21 protein-coding genes are annotated in these 23,253 nt (G+C 28.1%); 18 read left to right on the top strand and 3 right to left on the bottom strand.

The features are described 5' to 3' along the window. The first annotated feature begins 46 nt into the window (after window positions 1-46). Complete coding sequence (gene rpsO / locus ABHC41_RS11075) at window positions 47-301, top strand: 30S ribosomal protein S15 (RefSeq protein ID WP_092924772.1); 255 nt, start codon at window positions 47-49, stop codon at window positions 299-301. A gap of 176 nt (window positions 302-477) precedes the next feature. Here rpsO and ABHC41_RS11070 read toward each other — a convergent pair whose 3' ends face one another. Both ABHC41_RS11070 and ABHC41_RS11065 read right to left on the bottom strand, forming a co-directional pair. After that, window positions 478-849: a NifB/NifX family molybdenum-iron cluster-binding protein gene (locus ABHC41_RS11070; protein WP_166505770.1), complete on the bottom strand. Its 372-nt coding sequence runs from the start codon at window positions 847-849 to the stop codon at window positions 478-480. 2 nt (window positions 850-851) lie between these two features. Further along, on the bottom strand, window positions 852-1,217 hold the full coding sequence (locus ABHC41_RS11065) for a metalloregulator ArsR/SmtB family transcription factor (RefSeq protein ID WP_166505769.1): 366 nt from the start codon (window positions 1,215-1,217) through the stop codon (window positions 852-854). A gap of 187 nt (window positions 1,218-1,404) precedes the next feature. On the opposite strand from ABHC41_RS11065, the gene ABHC41_RS11060 reads away from it, so the two are divergent. From ABHC41_RS11060 to ABHC41_RS10980, 17 genes are all read left to right on the top strand, one after another. Then, the gene (locus ABHC41_RS11060) at window positions 1,405-2,145 is read left to right on the top strand and encodes a tyrosine-protein phosphatase (protein ID WP_166505768.1); all 741 of its coding nucleotides are present in this window, start codon (window positions 1,405-1,407) and stop codon (window positions 2,143-2,145) included. Between the two features lie 254 nt (window positions 2,146-2,399). After that, window positions 2,400-4,505 carry a polyribonucleotide nucleotidyltransferase gene (gene pnp / locus ABHC41_RS11055; RefSeq protein WP_271892233.1) on the top strand — a complete coding sequence of 702 codons (2,106 nt, stop codon included), beginning with the start codon at window positions 2,400-2,402 and terminating at the stop codon, window positions 4,503-4,505. Between the two features lie 174 nt (window positions 4,506-4,679). Next, complete coding sequence (locus ABHC41_RS11050) at window positions 4,680-5,411, top strand: polysaccharide deacetylase family protein (protein WP_271892232.1); 732 nt, start codon at window positions 4,680-4,682, stop codon at window positions 5,409-5,411. A 194-nt stretch (window positions 5,412-5,605) separates the two neighbouring features. Then, window positions 5,606-6,847: a pitrilysin family protein gene (locus ABHC41_RS11045; protein WP_271892231.1), complete on the top strand. Its 1,242-nt coding sequence runs from the start codon at window positions 5,606-5,608 to the stop codon at window positions 6,845-6,847. Between the two features lie 170 nt (window positions 6,848-7,017). After that, window positions 7,018-7,263, top strand: a complete 246-nt coding sequence (locus ABHC41_RS11040) for a YlmC/YmxH family sporulation protein (protein WP_092924784.1) — start codon at window positions 7,018-7,020, stop codon at window positions 7,261-7,263. A 9-nt stretch (window positions 7,264-7,272) separates the two neighbouring features. Next, on the top strand, window positions 7,273-8,487 hold the full coding sequence (dapG, locus tag ABHC41_RS11035; RefSeq protein ID WP_195237378.1) for an aspartate kinase: 1,215 nt from the start codon (window positions 7,273-7,275) through the stop codon (window positions 8,485-8,487). Between the two features lie 159 nt (window positions 8,488-8,646). Continuing rightward, window positions 8,647-9,435 carry an ATP-dependent Clp protease proteolytic subunit gene (locus ABHC41_RS11030; protein WP_176579613.1) on the top strand — a complete coding sequence of 263 codons (789 nt, stop codon included), beginning with the start codon at window positions 8,647-8,649 and terminating at the stop codon, window positions 9,433-9,435. Window positions 9,436-9,552: 117 nt separating this feature from the next. After that, complete coding sequence (locus ABHC41_RS11025) at window positions 9,553-11,946, top strand: DNA translocase FtsK (RefSeq protein WP_271892228.1); 2,394 nt, start codon at window positions 9,553-9,555, stop codon at window positions 11,944-11,946. Between the two features lie 2 nt (window positions 11,947-11,948). Further along, the gene (gene mnmH / locus ABHC41_RS11020; RefSeq protein WP_166505765.1) at window positions 11,949-13,004 is read left to right on the top strand and encodes a tRNA 2-selenouridine(34) synthase MnmH; all 1,056 of its coding nucleotides are present in this window, start codon (window positions 11,949-11,951) and stop codon (window positions 13,002-13,004) included. Between the two features lie 2 nt (window positions 13,005-13,006). Then, window positions 13,007-14,329, top strand: coding sequence for a 30S ribosomal protein S12 methylthiotransferase RimO (gene rimO, locus ABHC41_RS11015; RefSeq protein WP_176579612.1), 1,323 nt, complete (start codon window positions 13,007-13,009; stop codon window positions 14,327-14,329). Beyond that, on the top strand, window positions 14,330-14,872 hold the full coding sequence (gene pgsA, locus ABHC41_RS11010; protein WP_092924794.1) for a CDP-diacylglycerol--glycerol-3-phosphate 3-phosphatidyltransferase: 543 nt from the start codon (window positions 14,330-14,332) through the stop codon (window positions 14,870-14,872). 301 nt (window positions 14,873-15,173) lie between these two features. Next, on the top strand, window positions 15,174-16,214 hold the full coding sequence (gene recA, locus ABHC41_RS11005; protein WP_092924796.1) for a recombinase RecA: 1,041 nt from the start codon (window positions 15,174-15,176) through the stop codon (window positions 16,212-16,214). 249 nt (window positions 16,215-16,463) lie between these two features. Then, the gene (gene rny, locus ABHC41_RS11000; protein ID WP_092924798.1) at window positions 16,464-18,005 is read left to right on the top strand and encodes a ribonuclease Y; all 1,542 of its coding nucleotides are present in this window, start codon (window positions 16,464-16,466) and stop codon (window positions 18,003-18,005) included. 191 nt (window positions 18,006-18,196) lie between these two features. After that, window positions 18,197-18,769 carry a sigma-70 family RNA polymerase sigma factor gene (locus ABHC41_RS10995; protein ID WP_092924800.1) on the top strand — a complete coding sequence of 191 codons (573 nt, stop codon included), beginning with the start codon at window positions 18,197-18,199 and terminating at the stop codon, window positions 18,767-18,769. Then, window positions 18,759-19,808: a DUF4179 domain-containing protein gene (locus tag ABHC41_RS10990; RefSeq protein ID WP_166505763.1), complete on the top strand. Its 1,050-nt coding sequence runs from the start codon at window positions 18,759-18,761 to the stop codon at window positions 19,806-19,808. Before ABHC41_RS10995 ends, ABHC41_RS10990 begins: the two co-directional genes overlap by 11 nt. Before the next feature lie 172 nt (window positions 19,809-19,980). Beyond that, window positions 19,981-20,262 carry a hypothetical protein gene (locus tag ABHC41_RS10985; protein WP_092924804.1) on the top strand — a complete coding sequence of 94 codons (282 nt, stop codon included), beginning with the start codon at window positions 19,981-19,983 and terminating at the stop codon, window positions 20,260-20,262. Window positions 20,263-20,432: 170 nt separating this feature from the next. Beyond that, the gene (locus tag ABHC41_RS10980; RefSeq protein ID WP_166505762.1) at window positions 20,433-22,214 is read left to right on the top strand and encodes a UvrD-helicase domain-containing protein; all 1,782 of its coding nucleotides are present in this window, start codon (window positions 20,433-20,435) and stop codon (window positions 22,212-22,214) included. A gap of 155 nt (window positions 22,215-22,369) precedes the next feature. Here the strand turns inward: ABHC41_RS10980 and ABHC41_RS10975 are convergent, their stop codons facing one another. Next, window positions 22,370-23,191, bottom strand: a complete 822-nt coding sequence (locus ABHC41_RS10975) for an undecaprenyl-diphosphate phosphatase (RefSeq protein ID WP_166505761.1) — start codon at window positions 23,189-23,191, stop codon at window positions 22,370-22,372. Window positions 23,192-23,253 lie beyond the last annotated feature (62 nt).

Below are 23,253 nucleotides of genomic sequence, written 5' to 3'. Positions count from 1 at the left end.
TCGTGCTTAGTAATAGGCGATTTTTAAATATTATGGAGGTATTCAAATGAACAAATTAGAAATAATAAAAGAATTCGGAAGAAGTGAAGGAGATACTGGTTCTCCAGAAGTACAAATAGCTTTATTAACAGCTAGAATAAACGAATTAAACGACCACTTAAAAATCCACAAAAAAGATCACCACTCAAGAAGAGGTCTTTTAAAGATGGTTGGTAGAAGAAGAAACTTATTAGCTTACTTAAAAGACAGAGACTTAGAAGGATACAGAGCGTTAATAGCTAAGTTAGGATTAAGAAAATAATAATTTTTCTATATATAAAAAGTTATCTCGTAAGAGATAACTTTTTTGCATTTAAGAAAATTATTATACTTAAAAAACTGTGGTTAACTACTGTAGTTAAGAATTATATAAAAAGCCTCTTATTAAAGATTTAATAAGAGGCTTTTATATGTTGATAATTATGCAAAACTTATATTCTAATGATGGTTGCATCCATCATGAGAGCATGTGTGATTACTTGGGAATTCATTTAATTTGTTTTCATTGAATAAATCTATATTTTCTTTTAAAGTAGCTCCTAAAGCCTTATACACTTTTATTCCCATAGAATTTAATTTAACTATAGCACCTTGACCTATACCACCAACTATAACTGCATCTACAACATTTCCTGATAAAGCTTTTATAGGTTGGCATTTTCCATGTTCATGCCCTAAATCTCCATTATCTAAAGCAGACACTTCCTTAGTTTCTGAGTCGTAAACTAAAAACATTGGAGCTGAACCAAAGTGTCCAAATGGCTTACTTAAAAGACCTTCATTTACTTCTACTGGCATACAAATTTTCATAATTAAACATCCCTTCTTTTACAACATTTTTTTATAGATTTGCAGTTAGTACTGCAGTCTGTACTTATAAGATTAATGTTTGATAAATCTAATAAGTTTTCATTAATATTTCCTAGAGAATTAAAAAATGATATACATTCATTAAAAACATTTTCATTAATATGATAAAAAACGTAGTATCCTTCTTTATATCCTCTTATTATCTCAGCTTCCTTTAAAACCTTTATGTGCTGAGATACTGATGAATCAGTTATACCTAAGTACCTAGAGATTCCTTTTTGGCAAATATCTCTTTTTGAAACTAACAAAAGAACTTTAAGTCTTGTTTCATCACTTAGTGCCTTAAATACTTTAGCTAAATTATTCATGTTCACTCCTTTTAGTTAAGTGATTACTTAATTAGATTATAGTACTCTTAATTAAATATTTCAAGTATACTTAAAAATTTATATAAAATATATTTCTAAAATGTGATTTTTATAGAAAATTATACCTATGTTTTATTATAATTATTTAGGGTATGTATCAAATGTAAATGATAAGGAGGGATAAGTTTTGATAAACTTTAGAGACATTGGAGGATGTAAGTCGTCAGATGGAAGAACTGTAAAAAAAGGATTATTTTTCAGATCTGGAAATTTAGCTAATTTAAGTAGTGATGATATACAGACATTAAGAGATTTAAACATAAAGTTAGTATTTGATTATAGAAGCGAAGAAGAAAGTAAAGAAAATCCAACAGAAGAAATAGAAAATATAGAGTACATAAGAGTATCTGCTATGAATATGGATGATATGAGCGCGGCTAAGTTTGGATCTGTCAAAGAAATGTTATTAAATATGTTTGAAAATGAAAATGCTTTTAATATGTTAAAAGAAAGATATTATGATTTACCAGTAAATAACAAATCATATAAAAGATTAGTTGAACTTATTAGAGATGAAAATAACCTACCAATTTTAACTCACTGTACAGCAGGAAAAGATAGAACTGGAGTAGGATGTGCTATAATTTTAATGATATTAGGTGTAAGTAGAGAAGATATAATAAAAGATTATTTAAAAAGCAATCAATCAGCACAAGATGCCATAGAAGAGATAATGAAAGTACAACCTGAGTTAAAAAATGTTCCTGAGGAAAAATTAAAATATTTATTTGGTGTAAATGAAGATTATATAAACGAAGCATTTAGAAGAATAGATGAAGATTATAAAACTACAGAAGAATATTTATACAATGAATTTGGATTAACAGTAGAAGATCTAAAAGAATTAAGAGATAGATATTTATATTAATATAAAGAGTCTGTATTTGACTTAAAGTATTTTAAGTTAAACACAGACTTTTTATTTAAAAAGAATATATTAATTGATTAAAACATATATGACTAAATTTATATCAATAAGTAAATAATAAATTAATAATAGGTTATTTAAACAAAGCTATCCCAAATATAGTAAATTACTTTTATGTTGTTAATTTATACTATTTTTGATAATATAATACATAGGATGATAAACGTGTTTTTTAAAGAGGAGGCAAGCAATTAATGTTTGAACATAAAATATTTAAAATGGATTTAGCAGGGAGAGAACTTTCTGTTGAAATAGGAAAAATAGCAGAACTTGCTAGTGGTAGTGCTATACTTAGATACGGAGATACGATGGTAATGGTTAACGTATCTAAGTCTTCTGCACCAAGAGATGGAATAGATTTCTTCCCACTAAGTGTAGATTATGAAGAAAAGTTATACTCAGTAGGTAAAATACCAGGAGGATTCTTAAAAAGAGAAGGAAAGCCGTCGGAAAAAGCTATACTTACATCAAGACTTATAGATAGACCTATAAGACCTTTATTCCCTAAAGGATTTAGAAATGATGTACAAGTAGTTGCAACAGTTTTATCAGTAGACCAAGACTGTACTCCTGACATAGTAGCAATGATAGGTTCTTCAGTAGCATTATCTATATCTGATATACCATTTAATGGACCAACAGGTTCTGTTTTAATAGGACTTGTTGACGGGGCGTTTGTTGTTAACCCAACAGCAGAGGAAAGAGAAAAGAGTTCTATGCACCTTGTAGTATCAGGAACTAAAGATGCTATAATGATGGTTGAAGCAGGGGCTGAAGAAATACCAGATGAAATAATGCTTGAAGCTATATTATTTGCTCATGAAGAAATCAAAAAGATAGTTGAATTTATAGAACAAATAGTAGCTGAAGTTGGAAAAGAAAAAATGGAAGTTGTACTTCATCAAGTAGATGAAGATATAGAAAAAGCTGTTCGTGAATTTGCAAGCGAAAAAATGGCAGAAGCTATAAAAACATTTGAAAAGTTAGAAAGAATGGAAAAGATGGATGCTGTTAAAGCTGAAACTTTTGAACATTTTGCAGAAATAGCTGAAGAATTTGAACAAGACATAGAAGAAACTCTTCATGCTATAATAAAAGAAGAAGTTAGAAAATTAATAGTACATGAAAATGTAAGACCAGATAACAGAAAGCTAGATGAAATAAGACCTATATGGTGTGATAATGGATTTATACCAAGAACTCATGGTTCTGGATTATTTACAAGAGGTCAAACTCAAGTAATGTCTATAGCTACACTTGGAGCTTTAGGAGATGTTCAAATACTTGACGGACTTGATGAAGAAGAAAGTAAAAGATATATGCATCACTACAACTTCCCAGCATACAGTGTTGGTGAAGCTAGACCATCAAGAGGTCCAGGGAGAAGAGAAATAGGTCACGGAGCTTTAGCTGAAAGAGCTTTACTTCCAGTATTACCATCTAAAGAAGAATTCCCATATGCAATAAGAGTTGTATCTGAGGTACTTAGCTCAAATGGTTCAACTTCTCAAGGTAGTGTTTGTGGTTCAACATTATCACTACTTGACGCTGGTGTTCCTATAAAAGATATGGTAGCAGGAATTGCAATGGGTCTTATAAAGCATGACAATAAAGTAGCAGTACTTTCAGATATACAAGGTATGGAAGACCACTTAGGAGATATGGACTTTAAAGTTGCAGGTACTGAAAAAGGTATAACAGCTATACAAATGGATATAAAAATAGCTGGTATAGATGAGCAAGTACTAAGAGATGCATTAACTCAAGCTAAAGCTGGTAGAATACACATACTTAATGAAATGAGAAAGACAATAAGTGAGCCAAAACCTGAATTATCTAAGTATGCACCTAAGATAGTAACAATGAATATAAACCCAGATAAGATAAGAGACGTTATAGGACCTGGTGGAAAGGTTATAACTAAGATAATAGATGAAACTGGAGTTAAAATAGATATAGAACAAACAGGAGAAGTATTCATAGCAGGAATAGATGCTGATATGATAAAACTTGCTCAAAAGCTTATAAATGATATAGTTGCTGAAGCTGAAGTTGGAAAAACTTATACTGGTAAAGTAACTAGAATAATGAACTTCGGAGCATTTGTTGAAATACTTCCAGGAAAAGAAGGATTACTTCATATATCTCATATAGCACACGAAAGAGTAGCTAAAGTTGAAGATGTACTAAACATAGGAGATGAAGTAGAAGTTAAAGTAACTGAAATAGATGAAAAAGGAAGAGTAAACTTATCTAGAAAAGTACTTTTACCAAAGCCTGAGAAAAAAGAAGAAAAATAATATATTAATACAAAAAGACTGTAGAACTAATTTTCTACAGTCTTTTAGTTTGATTAAAAGTAATATACAATACAAAAATAATCTCAAAGAAATAGAGTCATAAATATTAATACAACCTAATAAAATATATAAGAAGTTGTACATAATTAAGGCTTGATTAGGGGGAAAACTATTATGATGATAGTAATCAATAAGAAAAAATTAAAAAAAGTCATTATAGGATTAATAGCAGTTATATTAATTGTAATTTCTGGGTTATACTTTATGAAAAGAGAGACAAAACCAACCTTAAACTTAGATGTAGCAAATCAGCCATACTACCAAGGAACAAAAGTTAAAAGTGGATACGTTGCATTAACTTGCAACGTAGACCTAGGATGGGAAAGTGAATATGTAGAGGGAATACTAGAGGCACTAAAAAAAGAAGATGTAAAAATAACCTTTAATGTAACTGGTAGATGGGCAGAAAACAATGAAGAATTACTTCTAAAAATTAAGGAAGAAGGACATGAAATAGGAAACCATGGACATAAACATTTAGACTATGCAAATTTATCTTATGAAGAAAATTTAGAGCAAATAAAAACATCTAAGAAAATAATAGAAGATATAATACAGGAGGAAACTAAATTTTTTCAAGCCCCATCAGGTTCATTTGGGGACAACACTGTAAAAGCAGCAAAAGAAATGGGATATACATCTATAAAATGGGACATAGACACAATAGACTGGAAAAATAGAGAAGAGCCAGATGTTATAATTGAAAGAATTAAGAAAAAAGACATAGTAGATAATAGTATAGTTTTAATGCATCCAACAAATGCAACAGTCCAATGTATAGATGATATTATAAATATAATTAGGGACAAAGGGTTAAAACCAGGGAAGTTAAGTGATATATTTTAGGATAGTAATAGTTGAATAAATAAAAATAGTAACTTATAATTTAATACATGTAGTTTAATAAAAGCTACTAATATTTAGATTTTTTATATTAGGGTATAGATATTTACTACATATCTCATGTAAAGCACTAAGTAAAAATAAAAAACTTTATAAATATATTAAATTATAAAATGACATTATAAATGGAGGGAAGTATGTATAAAACACACGTATTAGATAATGGACTAACAATAATAGGTGAAGAGATACCTTATTTAAAGTCTATTGCACTAGGGGTATGGATAAACGCAGGTTCAAGAATAGAGGATGAGAAAATAAGTGGTATATCTCACTTTATAGAACATATGCTATTTAAAGGCACTAAAAATAGAACTTCAAAAGATATTGCAAATGAGATAGATAATTTAGGTGGACAAATAAATGCTTTTACAAGCAAAGAATGTACATGTTATTACGTTAAATTATTAGATTCTCATATAAATAAAGGAATAGACATATTAAGTGATATGATGTTAAATCCTCTATTTAATCAAACTGATATAGATAAAGAAAGATTAGTAATACTTGAAGAATTAAAGATGTATGAAGATTCTCCAGAAGATTTAGCTTATGACTTATTAAGTGAAGGAATATATAAAGGAGATTCTTTAGGATATAACATAATAGGAACAGAAAAATCTCTTTTTGATATAAATAAAAAAGAAATAGAAGAGTATTTTAATAGTTATTATGTACCTAATAATTCAGTAATATCTATATGTGGAAACTTTAATTTTGAAGAAATAGTAAAAGAAATAGAAGATAAGTTTAAATCATGGAATAAAAAAGAAGTAGATATAAACTTTACTAAGGCAGACTTTAAAAATACTTATATAACAAAAAATAAAGATACTGAACAAGTTAATCTAGCAATTGGTTTAGAAGCTATAGCATCTGAAGAAACAGAAGAAGCCTATGCATTAGCTATAATAAACACTATATTTGGAGGAAGTATTAGTTCTAGGCTATTCCAAAAGATAAGAGAAGAAGAGGGATTAGTTTATTCAATATATTCATCTCAAAGTTTATATAGACAATGTGGAGAGTTGGGAATATTTGCTAGTATGAGTAACGAAAATCTAGAAGAAGTATATAATTTAGTTATAGAGGAAATAAAAGATCTTAAAAACAATTACCTAAGTGATGAAGAGATAAGATTAACTAAAGAACAATTAAAGGGAAGTTATATGCTAGGTCTAGAAAGTACAAGTAGCAGAATGATGGCAATAGGTAAGGCAATGCTACTAAATAAAAAGGTAAGAAATAGTGATGAAATATTAAAATCTATAGATAATATAGATAGAGAAACTATAAAAAAGGTAATAGATAAAGTATTTAATTTAGATAAAATAGGAGTATGTATAGTTGGTAGAGATGTAGAAAACATAAAGCTATAATACTTTAAACAATAAAATAAACGAATGAAGAATATCTCAAAGTTGATTAAAATTAATATAAAAATTAAGGTAAATATAATCATATAAAAGTGAACTAATATTTAACTTACTTTTATATTACAAAATGCTTTGAGATATTTTACTATAAAAGAAAAAATGGGGGGATAAACATGAATTTATCTGAAATAGCAGGTAAAGAAATAGTAAATCTAGTTACAGGAGAAAGATTAGGTGTAATTGGAGAGTGTGACATGATAATAGATGAAACTACAGGAGAGATACTAGCATTATTAATACCAAGGGAAAAAGGATTCTTTGGTATTAGAAAGGATAAATCAGTACTTGAAGTACCTTGGAGAAATGTTAGAAAAATAGGAAATGATATGATAATAATTGAATATGACGGAATATACTAGGGGGGCATTATGGAAATCTTAGTTCAAAAATTTGGTGGTACATCAGTTGGATCTTACGAAAAAATGAATGAGGTATGCAAAATAATAAAAGCATATAAAGAAACTTATAAGGATTTAAAGCTAGTTATAGTAGTATCAGCTATGGGAAGAAAGGGTTCACCATATGCAACAGATACATTAATTTCTTTATTAAGTGAAATAAACGATCAACCAAACAAAAGAGAACTAGATATGATAATGAGCTGTGGCGAAATAATATCAGGAACTGTACTTACAAATATGTTACAGGTTAGAAATATAAAGTCTACTTTCTTGACAGGATATCAAGCTGGAATAATAACAACTAATAATTTTTCAGATGCAAAAATATTAGATATAAATACAGAAAGAATATTAAAAGAGTTAAATGATAACAATGTAGTAGTAATAGCTGGATTCCAAGGTAAAACAGAAGATGGAGAAATAACAACACTAGGAAGAGGGGGTAGTGATACATCAGCTGTTGCAATAGGAAAAGCATTAAACTGTTCTAGGGTTGAGATATATACAGATGTAGATGGAATAATGACAGCAGACCCAAGAATAGAACCTGATGCTAAGGTATTAGATTGTATAGATTATGAAGAAGTATTTCAAATGGCAGAAAAAGGAGCTAAAGTTATACACCCAAGAGCAGTATCTCTTGCAAGGAGTGCAAATATAACACTTTCAATAAAAAATACATTAAATCCAGAGTTTGCAGGAACTAGAATATGTACAGAGTGCCAAAGGGAATATATGGAGTATGAAGTAAAAAATAGCCTAATGACAGCTGTAGCTCACAAGGATAAAGTAGCACAAGTTAAAATAAAAGCAAGTGAAGATGACTTTACAAATATATTAAATGATATAGAAAAAGAAAACATAAGTATAGATATGATAAACTTTTTTATAGAAGAAAAAGCATTTGTAGTAGAAGAAGAGTATATAGAGCAACTTGAAAATATACTTAAAAAATCAAACATAGAATATTCCATAAGAAAAAATTGCGCAAAAGTAACTTTAATAGGTGCTAAGATAAATGGCATACCAGGAGTTATGTCAAGATTAGTAAAAGCTTTATCAAAAGAAAATATACCATTACTTCAAACATCTGATTCTAGTATGACAATATCTTGTTTAGTAGATAGTAATGATATATCAAAGTCAGTGCATGCAATTCATAATGAATTTCACTTAAACTAATCAAGTAAAAATACCTAATATACAATAAAAAATGACTAAATACAAAAATTATATTAAAATTAATAAATGTAATACTTTAAAACTAAATGCTTAAAGAATTTTTTGCATATATTTGGACAAAATAACATGAAAGCAGAGTTTGAGAGGAGTATTACATACATGAGATATTATGAAGATAACATTAACTACAATAATCATATAGAATTTAGCCGTGATAGAGGTAGAGAAAAAAGTACATTACAAATAAAAAATGAAAATGAAGAAAATCCAGTAAATGAAACTAAAGATATACAAAATATAAAACAAATGGGTGTGCCTGATATGCCACCACAGCCTAAAAAAGATATACAATGTATAACTATAATAGGAGAGATAGAAGGTCACTACGTAGGAAATCCTCAAAAAAAATCAACTAAATATGAACATATAATACCAATGCTTTATTCAGTAGAAGAAAATGCAGATACTAAAGGCATACTTGTCATATTAAATACAGTAGGAGGAGATGTAGAAGCAGGTCTTGCTATAGCAGAACTTTTAAATAGCATTTCTAAAAAAGTAGTAACATTAGTACTTGGAGGAAGTCATAGTATAGGAGTTCCTCTTGCAACTGCAGGAGACTATTCATTTATAGCACCAACTGCTACCATGATAGTTCATCCTATAAGAACTAACGGACTTGTAATAGGAGTAAATGAAACTTTTGAATACTTTAAAAAAATGCAAGAAAGAATAAGTAATTTCATAACTAGAACTTCTAATATAGATAGAGATGAATTAGACAGGATAATGCACTCAAAAGACGAACTTGTAAATGACGTTGGAAGTGTATTAATAGGAAAAGAAGCTGTAGATGTTGGGCTTATAAATGAAGTTGGAGGATTAAAAGAAGCATTAAGTAAGTTAAAAGAACTTATAAAAGAAGATGAAAAGAATCAAGATAAATAAAAATTGTTATAAATATATGTTGTATGATATAATTAAATGATAAAATAAAAGTGTTAGTGTTAAGGCATTAACACTTTTTGCTATGATATACTTAAAGTAAGATAAGAGGTGAGATGAGTGGCTAAAAAGAAAAAAAGCAAGAAAAAAGAAAAGAAATTAAGCTTTAATCAGGAATATCATAATTTGGTAACTATATTTATAGGTATATTTTTATTATATAGTTTAAATTCAAGTTCAATGGGATTTATAGGATCTATGATGCAATCTTTATTTAAAGGATTATTTGGTTCTCTTTCTGTAATAATACCATTTATAGTAATTATTATAGGGACACTTGGATTCTTTGAAGGCAACGAATATATATATAGATTAAAAAATACTAAAACATACTATGTAGTAATATTATTTATGTTTATATTCTATGGATTATTAAATGCAAAAAGTTTACCTGTAGATTCTCCTTTAAGCTCAGACATGATTAAAGGTGTTATGGATATGGGGGTAAGTGGAGAAGGAAGTGGACTTGTATCTACCACTATAACTTACTATATCGTTAAAATGTTTGGATTAACTGGTGGATGGATGATAAGTATATTTGCACTTGTAATGACTATATTATTTATCTTTAACATATCAGTTAAAGATTTAATATTAAACATAAAAGCAAAATCATCAAGTGCTAAAAATGGAAACCTAAACTTAAAAGAAAAAGTATCTAATATGAAAAAATCAGCAATAGATATGATGACAGAAGAAGTAGATGAAGAAACTATGGTTGATAAAAAAGGTCTATTTAAAGGCTTTATGTCTAAAAACTCTAAAGAAGAGGAAGAATATGTAATAGACCAAGACGAAGATGATATAGGAGATAAAACTATAAAAATAGTTGGGTTTAATAAGGCAGAAGATGAATACCTAGAAATATTAGAAGGTACTCAAAATATGCCAGAATTAGATACAATAAAGGAATTACAAAGCTTTAAAACAGGAGTTGTAGAAGATGTAAAGGAACAACCTATAAAAACATCTAAAACATTCAATTCCGATATGGAGAAAACTCAAGATATAAATGTAGCTTCAAATATGAGTTATGAAAACTATAAAATGCCAAGCTTTAACCTTTTAAACAAAATAGATAAAAAAAGTGATGACGGAGGAAGAAAAAAAGTACTTAAAAATGCATCTCTTTTAGAAAAGACTTTATCTGATTTTGGAGTTGAAGCAAAGGTTAATCAAGTTACAGTAGGACCTACTATAACTAGATATGAAATACAGCCAAGCCCAGGAGTTAAGGTTAGTAAAATAGTAAATCTAACAGATGATATAGCACTAAGCTTAGCTGCTAAAAGTATAAGAATGGAAGCTCCAATACCAGGTAAAAGTGCAATAGGTATAGAAGTGCCAAATGAAAATGCACAAATGGTAGGAATTCGTGAAGTATTAGAAAGTGAAGAGTTTAGAAACTTTGAATCTCCACTTGCTATGGCACTAGGTAAAGATATAGCAGGAAAAACTGTAATAGCAGATATAGGAAAAATGCCTCATATGTTAATAGCAGGGTCAACAGGTTCAGGAAAAAGTGTATGTGTAAATACACTAATAAGTAGCATACTTTACAAAGCAAAGCCAGATGAAGTAAAGTTATTACTTATAGACCCTAAAGTCGTTGAGCTTGCAAATTATAATGGAATACCACATCTACTTATACCAGTAGTTACAGATCCTAAAAAAGCTGCTAATGCACTTAACTGGGCAGTTACAGAAATGAATAGAAGATACAAGTTATTTGCAGGAGCACAAGTAAAAGATATAACAAGTTACAATCAAAAGGCAGAAGAAAAACTTCCTAAGATAGTAATAATAATAGACGAACTTGCAGATTTAATGATGGTAAGTTCAAATGATGTGGAAGATTATATATGTAGATTAGCACAGATGGCAAGAGCAGCTGGAATGCATTTAATAGTAGCAACACAAAGACCATCTGTTGACGTTATAACAGGAGTTATAAAAGCTAACATACCATCTAGAATAGCATTTGCTGTTTCATCACAAACAGATTCAAGAACTATACTTGATATGGGTGGAGCCGAAAAACTATTAGGTAAAGGTGATATGCTATTCTATCCATTAGGAGCAGCAAAACCTGTTAGACTTCAAGGAGCATTTATATCAGAAGGTGAATCTGAAAGAGTTATAGACTTTGTAAAATCACAAGTTAGTGGCAATGAAATAAAGTATGAAGAAGATATAATGGAGACTATATTAAAAGCTAATATAGCAAAATCAAGTGATGAAGATGAGCTATTAAGTGAAGCTATAGAATTTATAGTTGAAAGTGGCCAAGGGTCATCATCTATGTTACAAAGAAAGTTTAAAATAGGATTTAATAGAGCAGCAAGACTTATAGATTCTATGGAAGAAAGAGGTATAGTTGGACCAAGTGAAGGAAGCAAACCAAGAAAAGTATTAATAAGCAAACAAGACTTACAAAATTTAGAAGGTGAGTAAAATTGAAGACAATAAAAATAGAAGACGCACTTAAGTTGGAAAATGTAGTTTTTATAGATGTAAGAACTGAATCAGAGCATGAAGAAGATAATATATTAGATGCATTTAGCATGCCATTATTTAAAGACAATGAACATAATGAAGTAGGTACTATATATAAAATGCAAGGAAAACATGAAGCTATAAAAATAGGATTTGATTATGTTGGATATAAATTAAAAGATATATATCTTAATGTATTAGAAGCTGCAAAAAATCATGACAATGTAGTAGTTTATTGTGCTAGAGGAGGAATGAGAAGTGGATCGGTAGTTAACTTAGTTTCTTCTCTAGGCATAAATGTATACCAATTAGAAGGTGGATATAAATCTTATAGAAATTATGTATTAGATTATCTAAGAAATATAATGAATACAAAAGAATTTATAGTAGTTCATGGACTTACGGGAGTCGGAAAAACCGACTTACTTAAAATGTTAGAAGAAAATAACATAGACAATATAGATCTAGAAGGAATAGCTAAAAATAGTGGTTCTACATTTGGATTTATAACATTTGACCAAAAACCACCAAGTCAAAAGAAATTCGAAACTAAAATATTTGAAGAATTATTTTACTCAAACTCAGATTATATATTTATAGAAAGTGAAAGTAAAAGAGTAGGTCATGTTTGTGTACCTAATGAAATATATGATGCTATTATAAGAGATGGTCATCATATATTATTAGAATGTAGTACTGAAAATAGAGTTAAAAGATTATGTAGAGATTATATACATAATCAAAAAAATAAAGAAGAAAACATACAAACTTTAAAAGATTGTATAAATAAATTTAGAAAAAGATTAGGTCATAAGAGAGTAGATGAATATATTAATCTATTAGATGAAGGAAAATACGAGGAATTAGTAGAAAGATATTTAGTAGAGTATTATGACCCTTTATATATGCATTCGGTTGATAAGTATAAATATAATCAAGTTATAAACTTTGATGATATGACTAAAGGACTAAATGAAAGCATAAAATATCACGAGAAGGCCAAAAAGGAGCAATAAAGATGTTAAAGATAGCACTAGAATCACTAGGATGTTCGAAAAACTTAGTAGATGCAGAAATAATGATGGGAATACTAAATAGAAAAGGTTATAAGTTAGTAGGTGATTTTTCTGAGGCTGATATAATACTTGTAAATACATGTGGATTTATAGAATCAGCAAAGCAAGAATCAATAGATACTATTCTTGACTTAGCACAATACAAAGTAGATGGAAATCTAAAGATACTTATAGTAACAGGATGTTTAGCACAAAGATATTCAGAAGAATTAAAAGCAGAAATACCTGAAATAGATGCAATAGTAGGTACAGGAAGTTATCAACAAATAGACGAAATAATAAAAGACTTAGAAAAAGAAAAGCAAGTTGTTAGCTTAAATGATATAGAATTTGCTTTCAACGAAGAATTACCAAGATATGTTACAACTCCAAATCATATGGCATACCTAAAAATAGGTGAAGGTTGTGACAACCATTGTACTTACTGTATAATACCAAAATTAAGAGGTAAATATAGAAGTAGAAAAATGGAAGATATAGTTAAAGAGGCTAAAGATTTAGCAGCTAGAGGTGTTAAAGAATTAGTAGTTATAGCACAAGATACAACTAAGTATGGATTTGATTTATACAACAAAGAAATGTTACCAACTTTACTAGAAGAATTAGCTAAAGTAGAAGGCATAAAGTGGATAAGAGTAATGTATTCTTACCCAGAATCAATAAGCGAAGAATTAGTTATGGTAATGAAAAAATATGATAATATATGTAACTACTTTGATATGCCTATACAACATGCAAGTAACAGAATACTAAAGCTAATGAATAGAAAAACAACTAAAGAAGATATATTATCTAAAATAGAAATGATAAGAAAGCATATACCAGATGCTACAATAAGAACAACTATAATAGTAGGATTCCCAGGTGAAACTGAAGAAGATTTTAATGAAGTTGTAGAATTTGCAAAAGAAGTTAAATTTGATAGATTAGGTGCATTTGCATATTCAAGAGAAGAAGATACGCCAGCAGATAAATTACCTAATCACATAGAACAAGAAATAAAAGAACAAAGAAGAGATAAATTAATGCTAGAACAACAAAAAATATCTCAAGAATTAAATGAAGCTAAAGTAGGAAACACTTACGAAGTTTTAATAGAAGAACAAATAGAAGATAAAGTATATATAGGTAGAACTCAAGGCGATGCAGAAGAAATAGATAGTATAGTTTACGTAAAATCTGAAGATCAACTTAATGTAGGGGATTTTGTAAAAGTAAGAATAGATAAAGCTTTAGAATATGATTTAATGGGAGATGTATTATAAATGAATTTACCAAATAAATTAACTTTATTTAGGATATTCTTAATACCAGTATTTATAATAGTAATGTTACTTAACATACCTAACAAATATTTAATAGCTTGTATAATATTTGTAGTAGCATCAATAACAGATGCTATGGATGGACACATAGCAAGAAAGCATAATCTAGTTACAGACTTTGGGAAATTTATGGATCCACTTGCAGATAAGTTATTAGTTTTATCAGCATTAATATGTATGATAGAAAGTGGCTTAGTAGCAAGTTGGATGGTAATAATAATAGTAGCGAGAGAGCTAACAGTAAGTATACTAAGAGCAATAGCAGCAGCTGATGGAAAAGTAATAGCAGCTAGTGGAGGAGGAAAGTTAAAGACTATAAGCCAAATGGTAGCTATAATAGTATTATTATTAGGAGCAAACTTTAACAATTCACTATTAATTATGATAGGAGATATATCTATATTAATAGCAACACTTCTAACACTTTACTCAGGATGGGAATACTTATATAAAAATAAAGAATTATTCATGAATAGTAAATAATAAAAAGTGGGCATAAACTGCCCGCTTTTTACTTTATACAAAATACAGTTTTAAATATAAGCTAAAGTGTAAATATTAATTTACACAGATACAAGTTATACTAAAACATAAGTTTTATATAAAATGTATAAAAATGTAAATAAAGGTTTATAAATAAAATTAGTATGGTAAAATTTTAATATAGGAAAATAATATAAATGTAAAAACAAATTTTTATTAATTGACTGTAATTAAAAATTAGTATATAATCTATATTACAGAACAAATGTTTGTAAAAAGCGAAAGAAAGGGATGGATATAAATGAGTATAGAACAAGATAAATTAAAAGCACTTAACCAAGCGTTAGGTCAAATAGAAAAAGACTTTGGGAAAGGGTCAGTAATGAAATTAGGAGAAGCTACATCTATGAATATAGATGTTATACCAACAGGTTCAATAGGGCTAGATATTGCAGTTGGTATAGGTGGATTACCAAAGGGAAGAATAATAGAAGTATATGGACCGGAATCTTCAGGTAAGACAACAGTTGCACTTCACACAGTAGCAGAAGCTCAAAAACAAGGTGGAATAGCAGCATTTATAGATGCAGAACATGCACTTGACCCAGTATATGCAAAAGCATTAGGAGTTGACATAGATAACTTAATAATATCTCAACCAGATACAGGGGAACAAGCACTAGAAATAGCAGAAGCACTTATAAGAAGTGGAGCTATAGATATAATAGTAGTCGATTCAGTTGCAGCACTTGTTCCAAGAGCTGAAATAGAAGGGGACATGGGAGACTCTCACGTTGGTCTTCAAGCTAGACTTATGTCTCAAGCGCTTAGAAAATTAACAGGTTCAATAAAAAAATCTAATTGTGTTGCAATATTTATAAACCAATTAAGAGAAAAAGTTGGTATAATGTTTGGAAATCCAGAAACAACAACAGGTGGGCGTGCGCTTAAATTCTACTCATCTGTAAGACTTGATGTTAGAAGAGTAGATAGTATAAAACAAGGCGATAAAGTAATCGGAAGTAGAACAAGAGTAAAAGTAGTTAAAAATAAAGTTGCACCACCATTTAAGCAAACAGAGTTTGACATAATGTATGGTGAAGGTATATCTAAGGTTGGAGATTTATTAGATATAGCAGCAGATATAGATGTAGTTAAAAAGTCAGGAGCTTGGTATAGCTATAATGATATAAAATTAGGACAAGGTAGAGAAAATGTTAAGAAATTCTTATCAGATAATCCTGATTTAATAGCAGAAATAGATGAGAAGGTAAGAGCACACTACAAATTAGATGAAAATAAAGAAAATGCACCATTAGAAGATGAAATAGATAAGCAATAATAACTTAAACATACACCTCCTATTAACTTGACATGAGTTAGAAAAAATTATAAAATTAAAGAGAAATAAAATATCTAAATTTAGTTCTATATATAAATATTCTTAGATAAATATAAATAAAGGTATTTTGTTGTTATTACAACATAGATTATGAAAATACTTATAGTTTATAAACGTATATCATAGTTATGATTGTACTTTAACGATTAAAATCTTAGAAGTGACATTTTGGGATATTAACTAAAGGAGGTGGATGTCATAGAGACTGTAGTAATGCTTTTGATAGGGGCAGCAATAGGTATTATAGCTGGATATTTTGTAAGAAAAAATATATCTGAGACTAAAATTGGACAAGCAGAAAGCTTAGCCAAAGAAATTATAGATAAAGCAAATAGAGACTCAGAAACTATTAAAAAAGAAAAGCAACTAGAAGCTAAGGAAGAAATCCACAAGTGGAGAACTGAAGCTGAAAGAGAAAACAAAGAAAGAAGAAATGACTTACAAAAATACGAAAGAAGAATAATACAAAAAGAAGAAGTTCTAGATAAGAAATTATATAACCTAGAATCAAAAGAAAATAGTTTAAGTGATAAGCTTAAAAATGTAGCAAAAAAAGAAGAAGAAGTAGAAGAAATAAAAGTAAAGCAACTTGAAAAATTAGAAAACATATCAGGTATAACTTCTGATAAGGCAAAAGAGATAATATTAACTAATGCTGAGAGAGAAGTAAGACGTGAAATGTCTATAATGATAAAAGAGATAGAATCTCAAGCTAAGGAAGAAGCTGAAAAAAAATCAAGAGAAATAATAGGTTATGCTATACAAAAATGTGCAGCAGACCATGTTGCAGAAACAACTGTTACAGTAGTTAATTTACCAAATGATGAAATGAAGGGTAGAATAATAGGTAGAGAAGGAAGAAATATAAGAACTCTAGAAACTTTAACAGGAATTGATTTAATAATAGACGATACTCCAGAAGCTGTAATTTTATCAGGATTTGATCCTATAAGAAGAGAAGTTGCAAGAATAGCTTTAGAAAAGCTAATAGCAGATGGAAGAATACATCCAGCTAGAATAGAAGAAATGGTAGAAAAAGCTAGAAAAGAAGTAGATAATATAATTAAGGAATATGGGGAACAAGCAGCATTTGAAACAGGAGTGCACGGACTTCATCCAGAGTTAATTAGACTATTAGGTAGACTTAACTACAGAACTAGTTATGGACAAAATGTACTTAAACATTCTATTGAAGTTGCACATATAGCAGGTATAATGGCAGCTGAAATAGGAGCTGATATAAAATTAGCTAAAAGAGCTGGTTTACTTCATGATATAGGTAAATCTGTTGACCATGAAATGGAAGGTACACATGTAGAAATAGGTATGGACTTATTAAGAAGATATAAAGAATCTAAAGAAGTTATACATGCTATGAGTACTCACCATGGAGACTATGAACCTCAAACAATAGAAGCTGTTTTAGTAACTGCGGCAGATGCTATATCAGCAGCAAGACCAGGTGCTAGAAGAGAAACATTAGAGGCGTATATAAAGAGACTTGAAAAGCTAGAAGAGATCGCAAACTCTTATGATGGTGTAGAAAAATCGTTTGCTATACAAGCAGGTAGAGAAGTTAGAATAATGGTTAAACCTGAAAATGTAAGCGATGAAGATATACATTTATTAGCTCGTGATATGACTAAGAAAATCGAAGATGAATTAGAATATCCAGGTCAAATAAAAGTTAGTATAATAAGAGAAACAAGAGCAATTGAATATGCTAAATAAAAGAGAGAGGAATTTCCCCTCTCTTTTTTATTGCTTAAAAATTAGTATTAGAGCCCTTTATTAATATTTAAATTTTCTAATCATATATAAATTTATAAAAAATATAAAAATTTGCAACTTTTTAGTATTTATGTCAGTCTAATTGTTGTATACATTTTGTGTCATGGCACATTGAAAAAAAGGAGGAACATATGGGAAATGTATTAACATTACCTTGGCAAGGAAGAAAAAAAGGAGAGTCTAATATAAAGCTAGCTAAAAAAGCTATAAAAGGGGACTCAAAAGCATTTACAGAATTGATGAAAGTTCATAAAGCATCTCTTTACAAAATTGCATATAGTTACGTAAAAGATGAGCAAAAAGCTTTAGATATATTACAAGAGACTACTTACAAGGGATTATTAAATATAAATAAATTGAGTGAACCAAAATTTTTTAAAACTTGGATAACAAAAGTGCTAATAAATGTAGCTATAGATTATTCAAAGAAGGAAGACAAGATAGTTTACATAGAAGAAGAAGCAAATATAGTTGAAAAAGCAAAGGAAATTTCAATAGAAGAAAAATTAGATTTATATGATGCGATAGATAGTTTAAGAGAGCAATACAAAATGGTTATTATTTTAAAGTACTTTAATGACATGACTATTGAAGAGATTTCTCAAAATATGGATATACCAATAAATACAGTTAAAAGCCATATGAGAAGAGCAAAGAAGCAATTAAAGGAAATATTAATGGAGGGCGAGATAAATGAGCAATAAGAAATATGATAATATAAATATACCTTTAGATATAGATGAAGCTATAGAAAAGGGAGTATCAAAGGCATTAAAAGAGAAAAATAAAAATCATAAAAGAAATAATTTGCCTAAAATAGCTGCTGCAAGCTTAGTTGGAATACTTACACTAGGAGCTTTAAACCCAGCGTTAGCATCTAAAATACCTTTTGTAGGTAATGTTTTTGAAGCAATAGAAAAAAATATTTACTTCCCAGGAAATTATTCTCAATATTCTACAGCTATTAATGAAACAGCATATTCAAATGGGATAGGGGTTACACTTTCAGAAGTTGTATGCGATGGGCAATCATTATATATAACTTATGTAGTTGAAAATGAAAAACCATTTAAATATACTTCTTGGGGAAATGGGAAAAAACTAGATATGAATCAATTAATAATAGAAGAAGCTTATAATAAAGTTAGCTTTAGTGATAAAGAACTAGATTCAACTGGATTTGCAGGGTTAGAAGGAAAATTTATTGATGAGTATACATTTGTTGGAGTACAAAAATATAAAATAAATGAAATAAAAGAAGAAGTACCAAATGAATTTACATTTAAGACTAAATTAAAAGTTATAGATAACTATGCTATAAATGAAGGTGATAAAGATGATGTAACTTGGGGAACTTGGGCTTTTAACATTCCAGTAAAAGTAAATAAAGAATTAAGAAATATTATAAATTTAGAAAATGTTGAAAATGATTTTGTAAAAGTTAATTCAATTTCTATAACACCTTTTGATATGATAATCAAAAATTCTTACAAAAAAGGTACGTGGGATGAATATAGAATGACAGTATTTGATGACAAAGGAAAAAAACTAGAACAATCAGAGTCTACAGCAGATAATGATAATAAAGGTGATAAAACTTATTTACAATCACCAAAAGATAGCAAAAACATTAGAGTAGTGATAGAAAAACCTAAATATAAAGAGTTAAAATCACAACCAGGAACATACGAAGAAATAGGTAGTGATGTAGTACTTGATGAAGTCATAAACTTAAAAAAATAATATAGCTTTAAAAAGAGTGCATACTTAAAATTTTATAAGTATGCATTTTTTTATATAAAGAAACAAAAATACAATATAGTACAATACTTATGTATATAAAGATTAAATATAAGCAAGAAAATTGGAAATACTAAATATGTGTAAGTTTATTATAAATAAAAGGAGTGCTAGTATGCTAAAACAATTATCAAAAAATCAGTATGTAAAAATGACTAAAGTTAATGATAAAGAAAAAGAAGTTGAATATGGAGTAGTTCTTAATAAAAATGAAGATAATTATGAAATAATGACAATAGGATTTATAAATAAAAATGGCAACTTTTTAGAATACCCTATAGAATCATACAATCTAGTAGATACTTATAATATAGATGATGCTTATTTTGATGAAGTAAAAGAAAATGAAGTAAGAAGAAAAATGAATATTTGGATGGAAGAACATTATAGACATTAAAAATTTTAAGGGGAGTTATAAACTTCCCTATTTTTGTAAAAACTATAATATAATGATACAATTTATATAATTAAATTAATATAAATTAAGAAGTTTATAGAATACATAGTAAATATAGTAAATTATAAGTTTAAATGCTATAATTATTAGTAAGCGAGGGGGAATATCAGGTGAAAAATTACATAAATATTGACTCTGAACTAGATGCTTTAAAAATAAAAGAAGTAGAAAAAGTATTCTATGAAAATATAGAAAGAGATGTAAAAATAATACCTAAAGTAACACCATTTAAAGGGATCAATACAGATATGTTATATATAAAAGACAATAAAGCGCTATTTATAAAATTTATGGATACAACAGAAGATATATTCTATATCCTAGAAGAAGACCTATTAGAGGTTATGAGTGAAGAAAATGACCTGTTAAGTTTAAAAATGAAGCAGTCTCATAGTGATATAAAATATAATTATGTTTTTGTTATGCCATATGTAGATATAGAAGAAGATTATGGATTTAGCGAATTTATATATAAACATATAATAGACAAAAGTAAACTTGAAGAAATAATGAATGATAAAAAATTACTAGATAATTACCTAGAAGAATCAAATAATGAAGTAACATTAAATTTATTTATGATGGACGTATGCCCTGAGTATTATTTACTTAATAGTAAATATCACTTAAATAAAAATTTTAAAAAGATATCTTTTTATAGTGATGACTATGAGTATAGTGCGACTATGCTAAATCAAAGTCAGCTTATTAAAAGTATATCTATAAAATATGGTGATATACTCTTAAAAGGAGCACCAGGTACTGGTAAAACAGCAATAATGTTATCTAGAGCTATAAAATTAGCTAGAATATATCCACATCATAAATTTTTAATAATAACACCATCAAAACAAGGATGTAATGAGCTTAGAGAAAAGGTTAAATTATTATATAAAAATAATAACAATTTAGAAATACATACATATAGCTCTTTTATATTTAAGCTAGCTAAAAAATACAATTTAGTAATAAACTATAGTTTATTAAAAAAGGACTATGAAAAAGCTTTTGAAAACCTTATAAAGCAAGCTAAAAATATAATAAAAAATAAGAAGATGTTTAAAGGAATATTTGTAGATAAAGGCGAACAGTATTCAAGTGAGGAAATATATTTCTTAAAAGAATTCTTATATAAAACTAAACACATATTCAATGTGTATTCATGTGAGAGTTCAAATATAAGTAATGATTTAAACATATTCAAACCCAATGTAAACAATCTAGCGTTTGATGAAATAATAGAATTAAAAGATAATTATAAACAAACTAAAAGATTAGTGGAATTTGTAAATAATTTCTCTGAAAATGCAAATAATTATATACATTCTTTAAGAGAAAATAAAACTTATAATGAATTTTATAAAAGTATATCTAAAAGAGAAGAAGGTAAATCTGTAGATATAATAAAAGTTAGTGATTTAGATGAACAAATAAGCTCTGTAATATGGGAGATAGAGCATTTAGTAGAAGATAAAGGATTAAATTATAGTGATATAGGAATAGTATATCCATACAATAAAAAGAAATTAAAAAGTGGAAAAATGATATACTTCCAATATATGCTAAGAAAGGCATTAGATGAAGCAGAAATACCTTATATATGTGCAGATGAAGACTTAACTAATATGAGTGAAAAGTTTGGAATAACCATTTCTAATATTTATAATATGAGTAATTTAGAATACAAAGCTTTAATATTATGTGAGTTAGAAATGTTATACAATCATAAAATAATAGATAGAAGTCAGGATTATCAAATAAACGATTTTGTAGGAGATTTAAATAAAGTATATTCGGCTATAAATAGAGCTTGTGATGATTTGACTATAATAACTGCATTTAATGAAGAATCTAGTGATATAATAAAACTTCTTATAGAATCAAATATATAAGTTTGAAACTATAAGAAAAACATAAGTATTTTCTTATAGTAAATAAAACATTATAAACATTATAAGAGTATTATCAGGTTTAATATGCATTATAAAAGTCTTCATTTAGATAATCAAATGAAGACTTTTATATTTATATAAAATTTATAAAGATACTATTTTATAAGGTAAAAATAAGCTAAAACTATTATACCTAGGACTATTCTATAGTATCCAAATACTTTAAAGTCGTGCTTTTTGATATAATCCATTAAAAACTTTATAACAAATACTGAAACTACAAAAGCCACTATAGAACCAGTTAGAAGTACAACCCACTCAAGTCCACTAAATGCTAAACCAGCTTTAGCAAGTTTTAGTGCACTAGCCCCAAGCATAGTAGGTATAGCTAAGAAAAATGAAAATTCTGCAGCTACATATCTAGATGTACCAAGAAGTATTGCACCTATTATAGTAGATCCAGATCTAGATGTTCCAGGTATTAAAGCTAAACACTGGAATAAACCTATACCGATAGCTAACTTATAAGTTACTTGAGAGAAATCATTATACTTAGGTTTTTTATTTCTATTCTCAAGTAGTATCATGATTATACCGTATACTATAAGTGCAATAGCAACTGTTGTAGCATTAAAGAAAGCTGCTTCTATTTTATCATCATACAAAAATCCTAATATTGCAGATGGAAAAACAGCTACTATAACTTTAAGCCATAAGCTTATTGTTTCATTCTTTTGAATAGAAGTTTTTGAACTATCAAAAGGATTTAGTTTTTTAAAGAATATGATAATGACTGCTAGTATTGCACCAAGTTGTATTACAACTAAAAATGTATTTACAAAAGTATCCGAAAAATTAAGGTGCATAAATTCATCTACTAGTATCATATGGCCAGTACTACTTACAGGTAACCATTCAGTTATACCTTCGACAATACCAAGTATTACGGCTTTGAAAATTTCTATTAAATTTGCCATTAAAAAGTTCCTCCAACATAAAATTTTAATATACTAAATTAACGTCAACTTAGAGTATACCA

The sequence above is a fragment of the Romboutsia sp. 1001216sp1 genome (assembly GCF_039841805.1).
Taxonomy (GTDB): domain Bacteria; phylum Bacillota; class Clostridia; order Peptostreptococcales; family Peptostreptococcaceae; genus Romboutsia_C; species Romboutsia_C hominis.
Note: the sequence above shows the minus strand (reverse complement) of the source record. Positions and strands in the feature narration are given on the sequence as shown.

Bases quoted from the DNA above. Each gene is read 5' to 3' on its own strand.
- rpsO (WP_092924772.1), top strand. From the start codon at position 47: ATGAACAAATTAGAAATAATAAAAGAATTCGGAAGAAGTGAAGGAGAT.
- ABHC41_RS11070 (WP_166505770.1), bottom strand. From the start codon at position 849: ATGAAAATTTGTATGCCAGTAGAAGTAAATGAAGGTCTTTTAAGTAAG.
- ABHC41_RS11065 (WP_166505769.1), bottom strand. From the start codon at position 1,217: ATGAATAATTTAGCTAAAGTATTTAAGGCACTAAGTGATGAAACAAGA.
- pnp (WP_271892233.1), top strand. From the start codon at position 2,400: ATGTTTGAACATAAAATATTTAAAATGGATTTAGCAGGGAGAGAACTT.
- ABHC41_RS11050 (WP_271892232.1), top strand. From the start codon at position 4,680: ATGATGATAGTAATCAATAAGAAAAAATTAAAAAAAGTCATTATAGGA.
- ABHC41_RS11045 (WP_271892231.1), top strand. From the start codon at position 5,606: ATGTATAAAACACACGTATTAGATAATGGACTAACAATAATAGGTGAA.
- ABHC41_RS11040 (WP_092924784.1), top strand. From the start codon at position 7,018: ATGAATTTATCTGAAATAGCAGGTAAAGAAATAGTAAATCTAGTTACA.
- dapG (WP_195237378.1), top strand. From the start codon at position 7,273: ATGGAAATCTTAGTTCAAAAATTTGGTGGTACATCAGTTGGATCTTAC.
- ABHC41_RS11030 (WP_176579613.1), top strand. From the start codon at position 8,647: ATGAGATATTATGAAGATAACATTAACTACAATAATCATATAGAATTT.
- rimO (WP_176579612.1), top strand. From the start codon at position 13,007: ATGTTAAAGATAGCACTAGAATCACTAGGATGTTCGAAAAACTTAGTA.
- pgsA (WP_092924794.1), top strand. From the start codon at position 14,330: ATGAATTTACCAAATAAATTAACTTTATTTAGGATATTCTTAATACCA.
- recA (WP_092924796.1), top strand. From the start codon at position 15,174: ATGAGTATAGAACAAGATAAATTAAAAGCACTTAACCAAGCGTTAGGT.
- ABHC41_RS10995 (WP_092924800.1), top strand. From the start codon at position 18,197: ATGGGAAATGTATTAACATTACCTTGGCAAGGAAGAAAAAAAGGAGAG.
- ABHC41_RS10990 (WP_166505763.1), top strand. From the start codon at position 18,759: ATGAGCAATAAGAAATATGATAATATAAATATACCTTTAGATATAGAT.
- ABHC41_RS10985 (WP_092924804.1), top strand. From the start codon at position 19,981: ATGCTAAAACAATTATCAAAAAATCAGTATGTAAAAATGACTAAAGTT.
- ABHC41_RS10975 (WP_166505761.1), bottom strand. From the start codon at position 23,191: ATGGCAAATTTAATAGAAATTTTCAAAGCCGTAATACTTGGTATTGTC.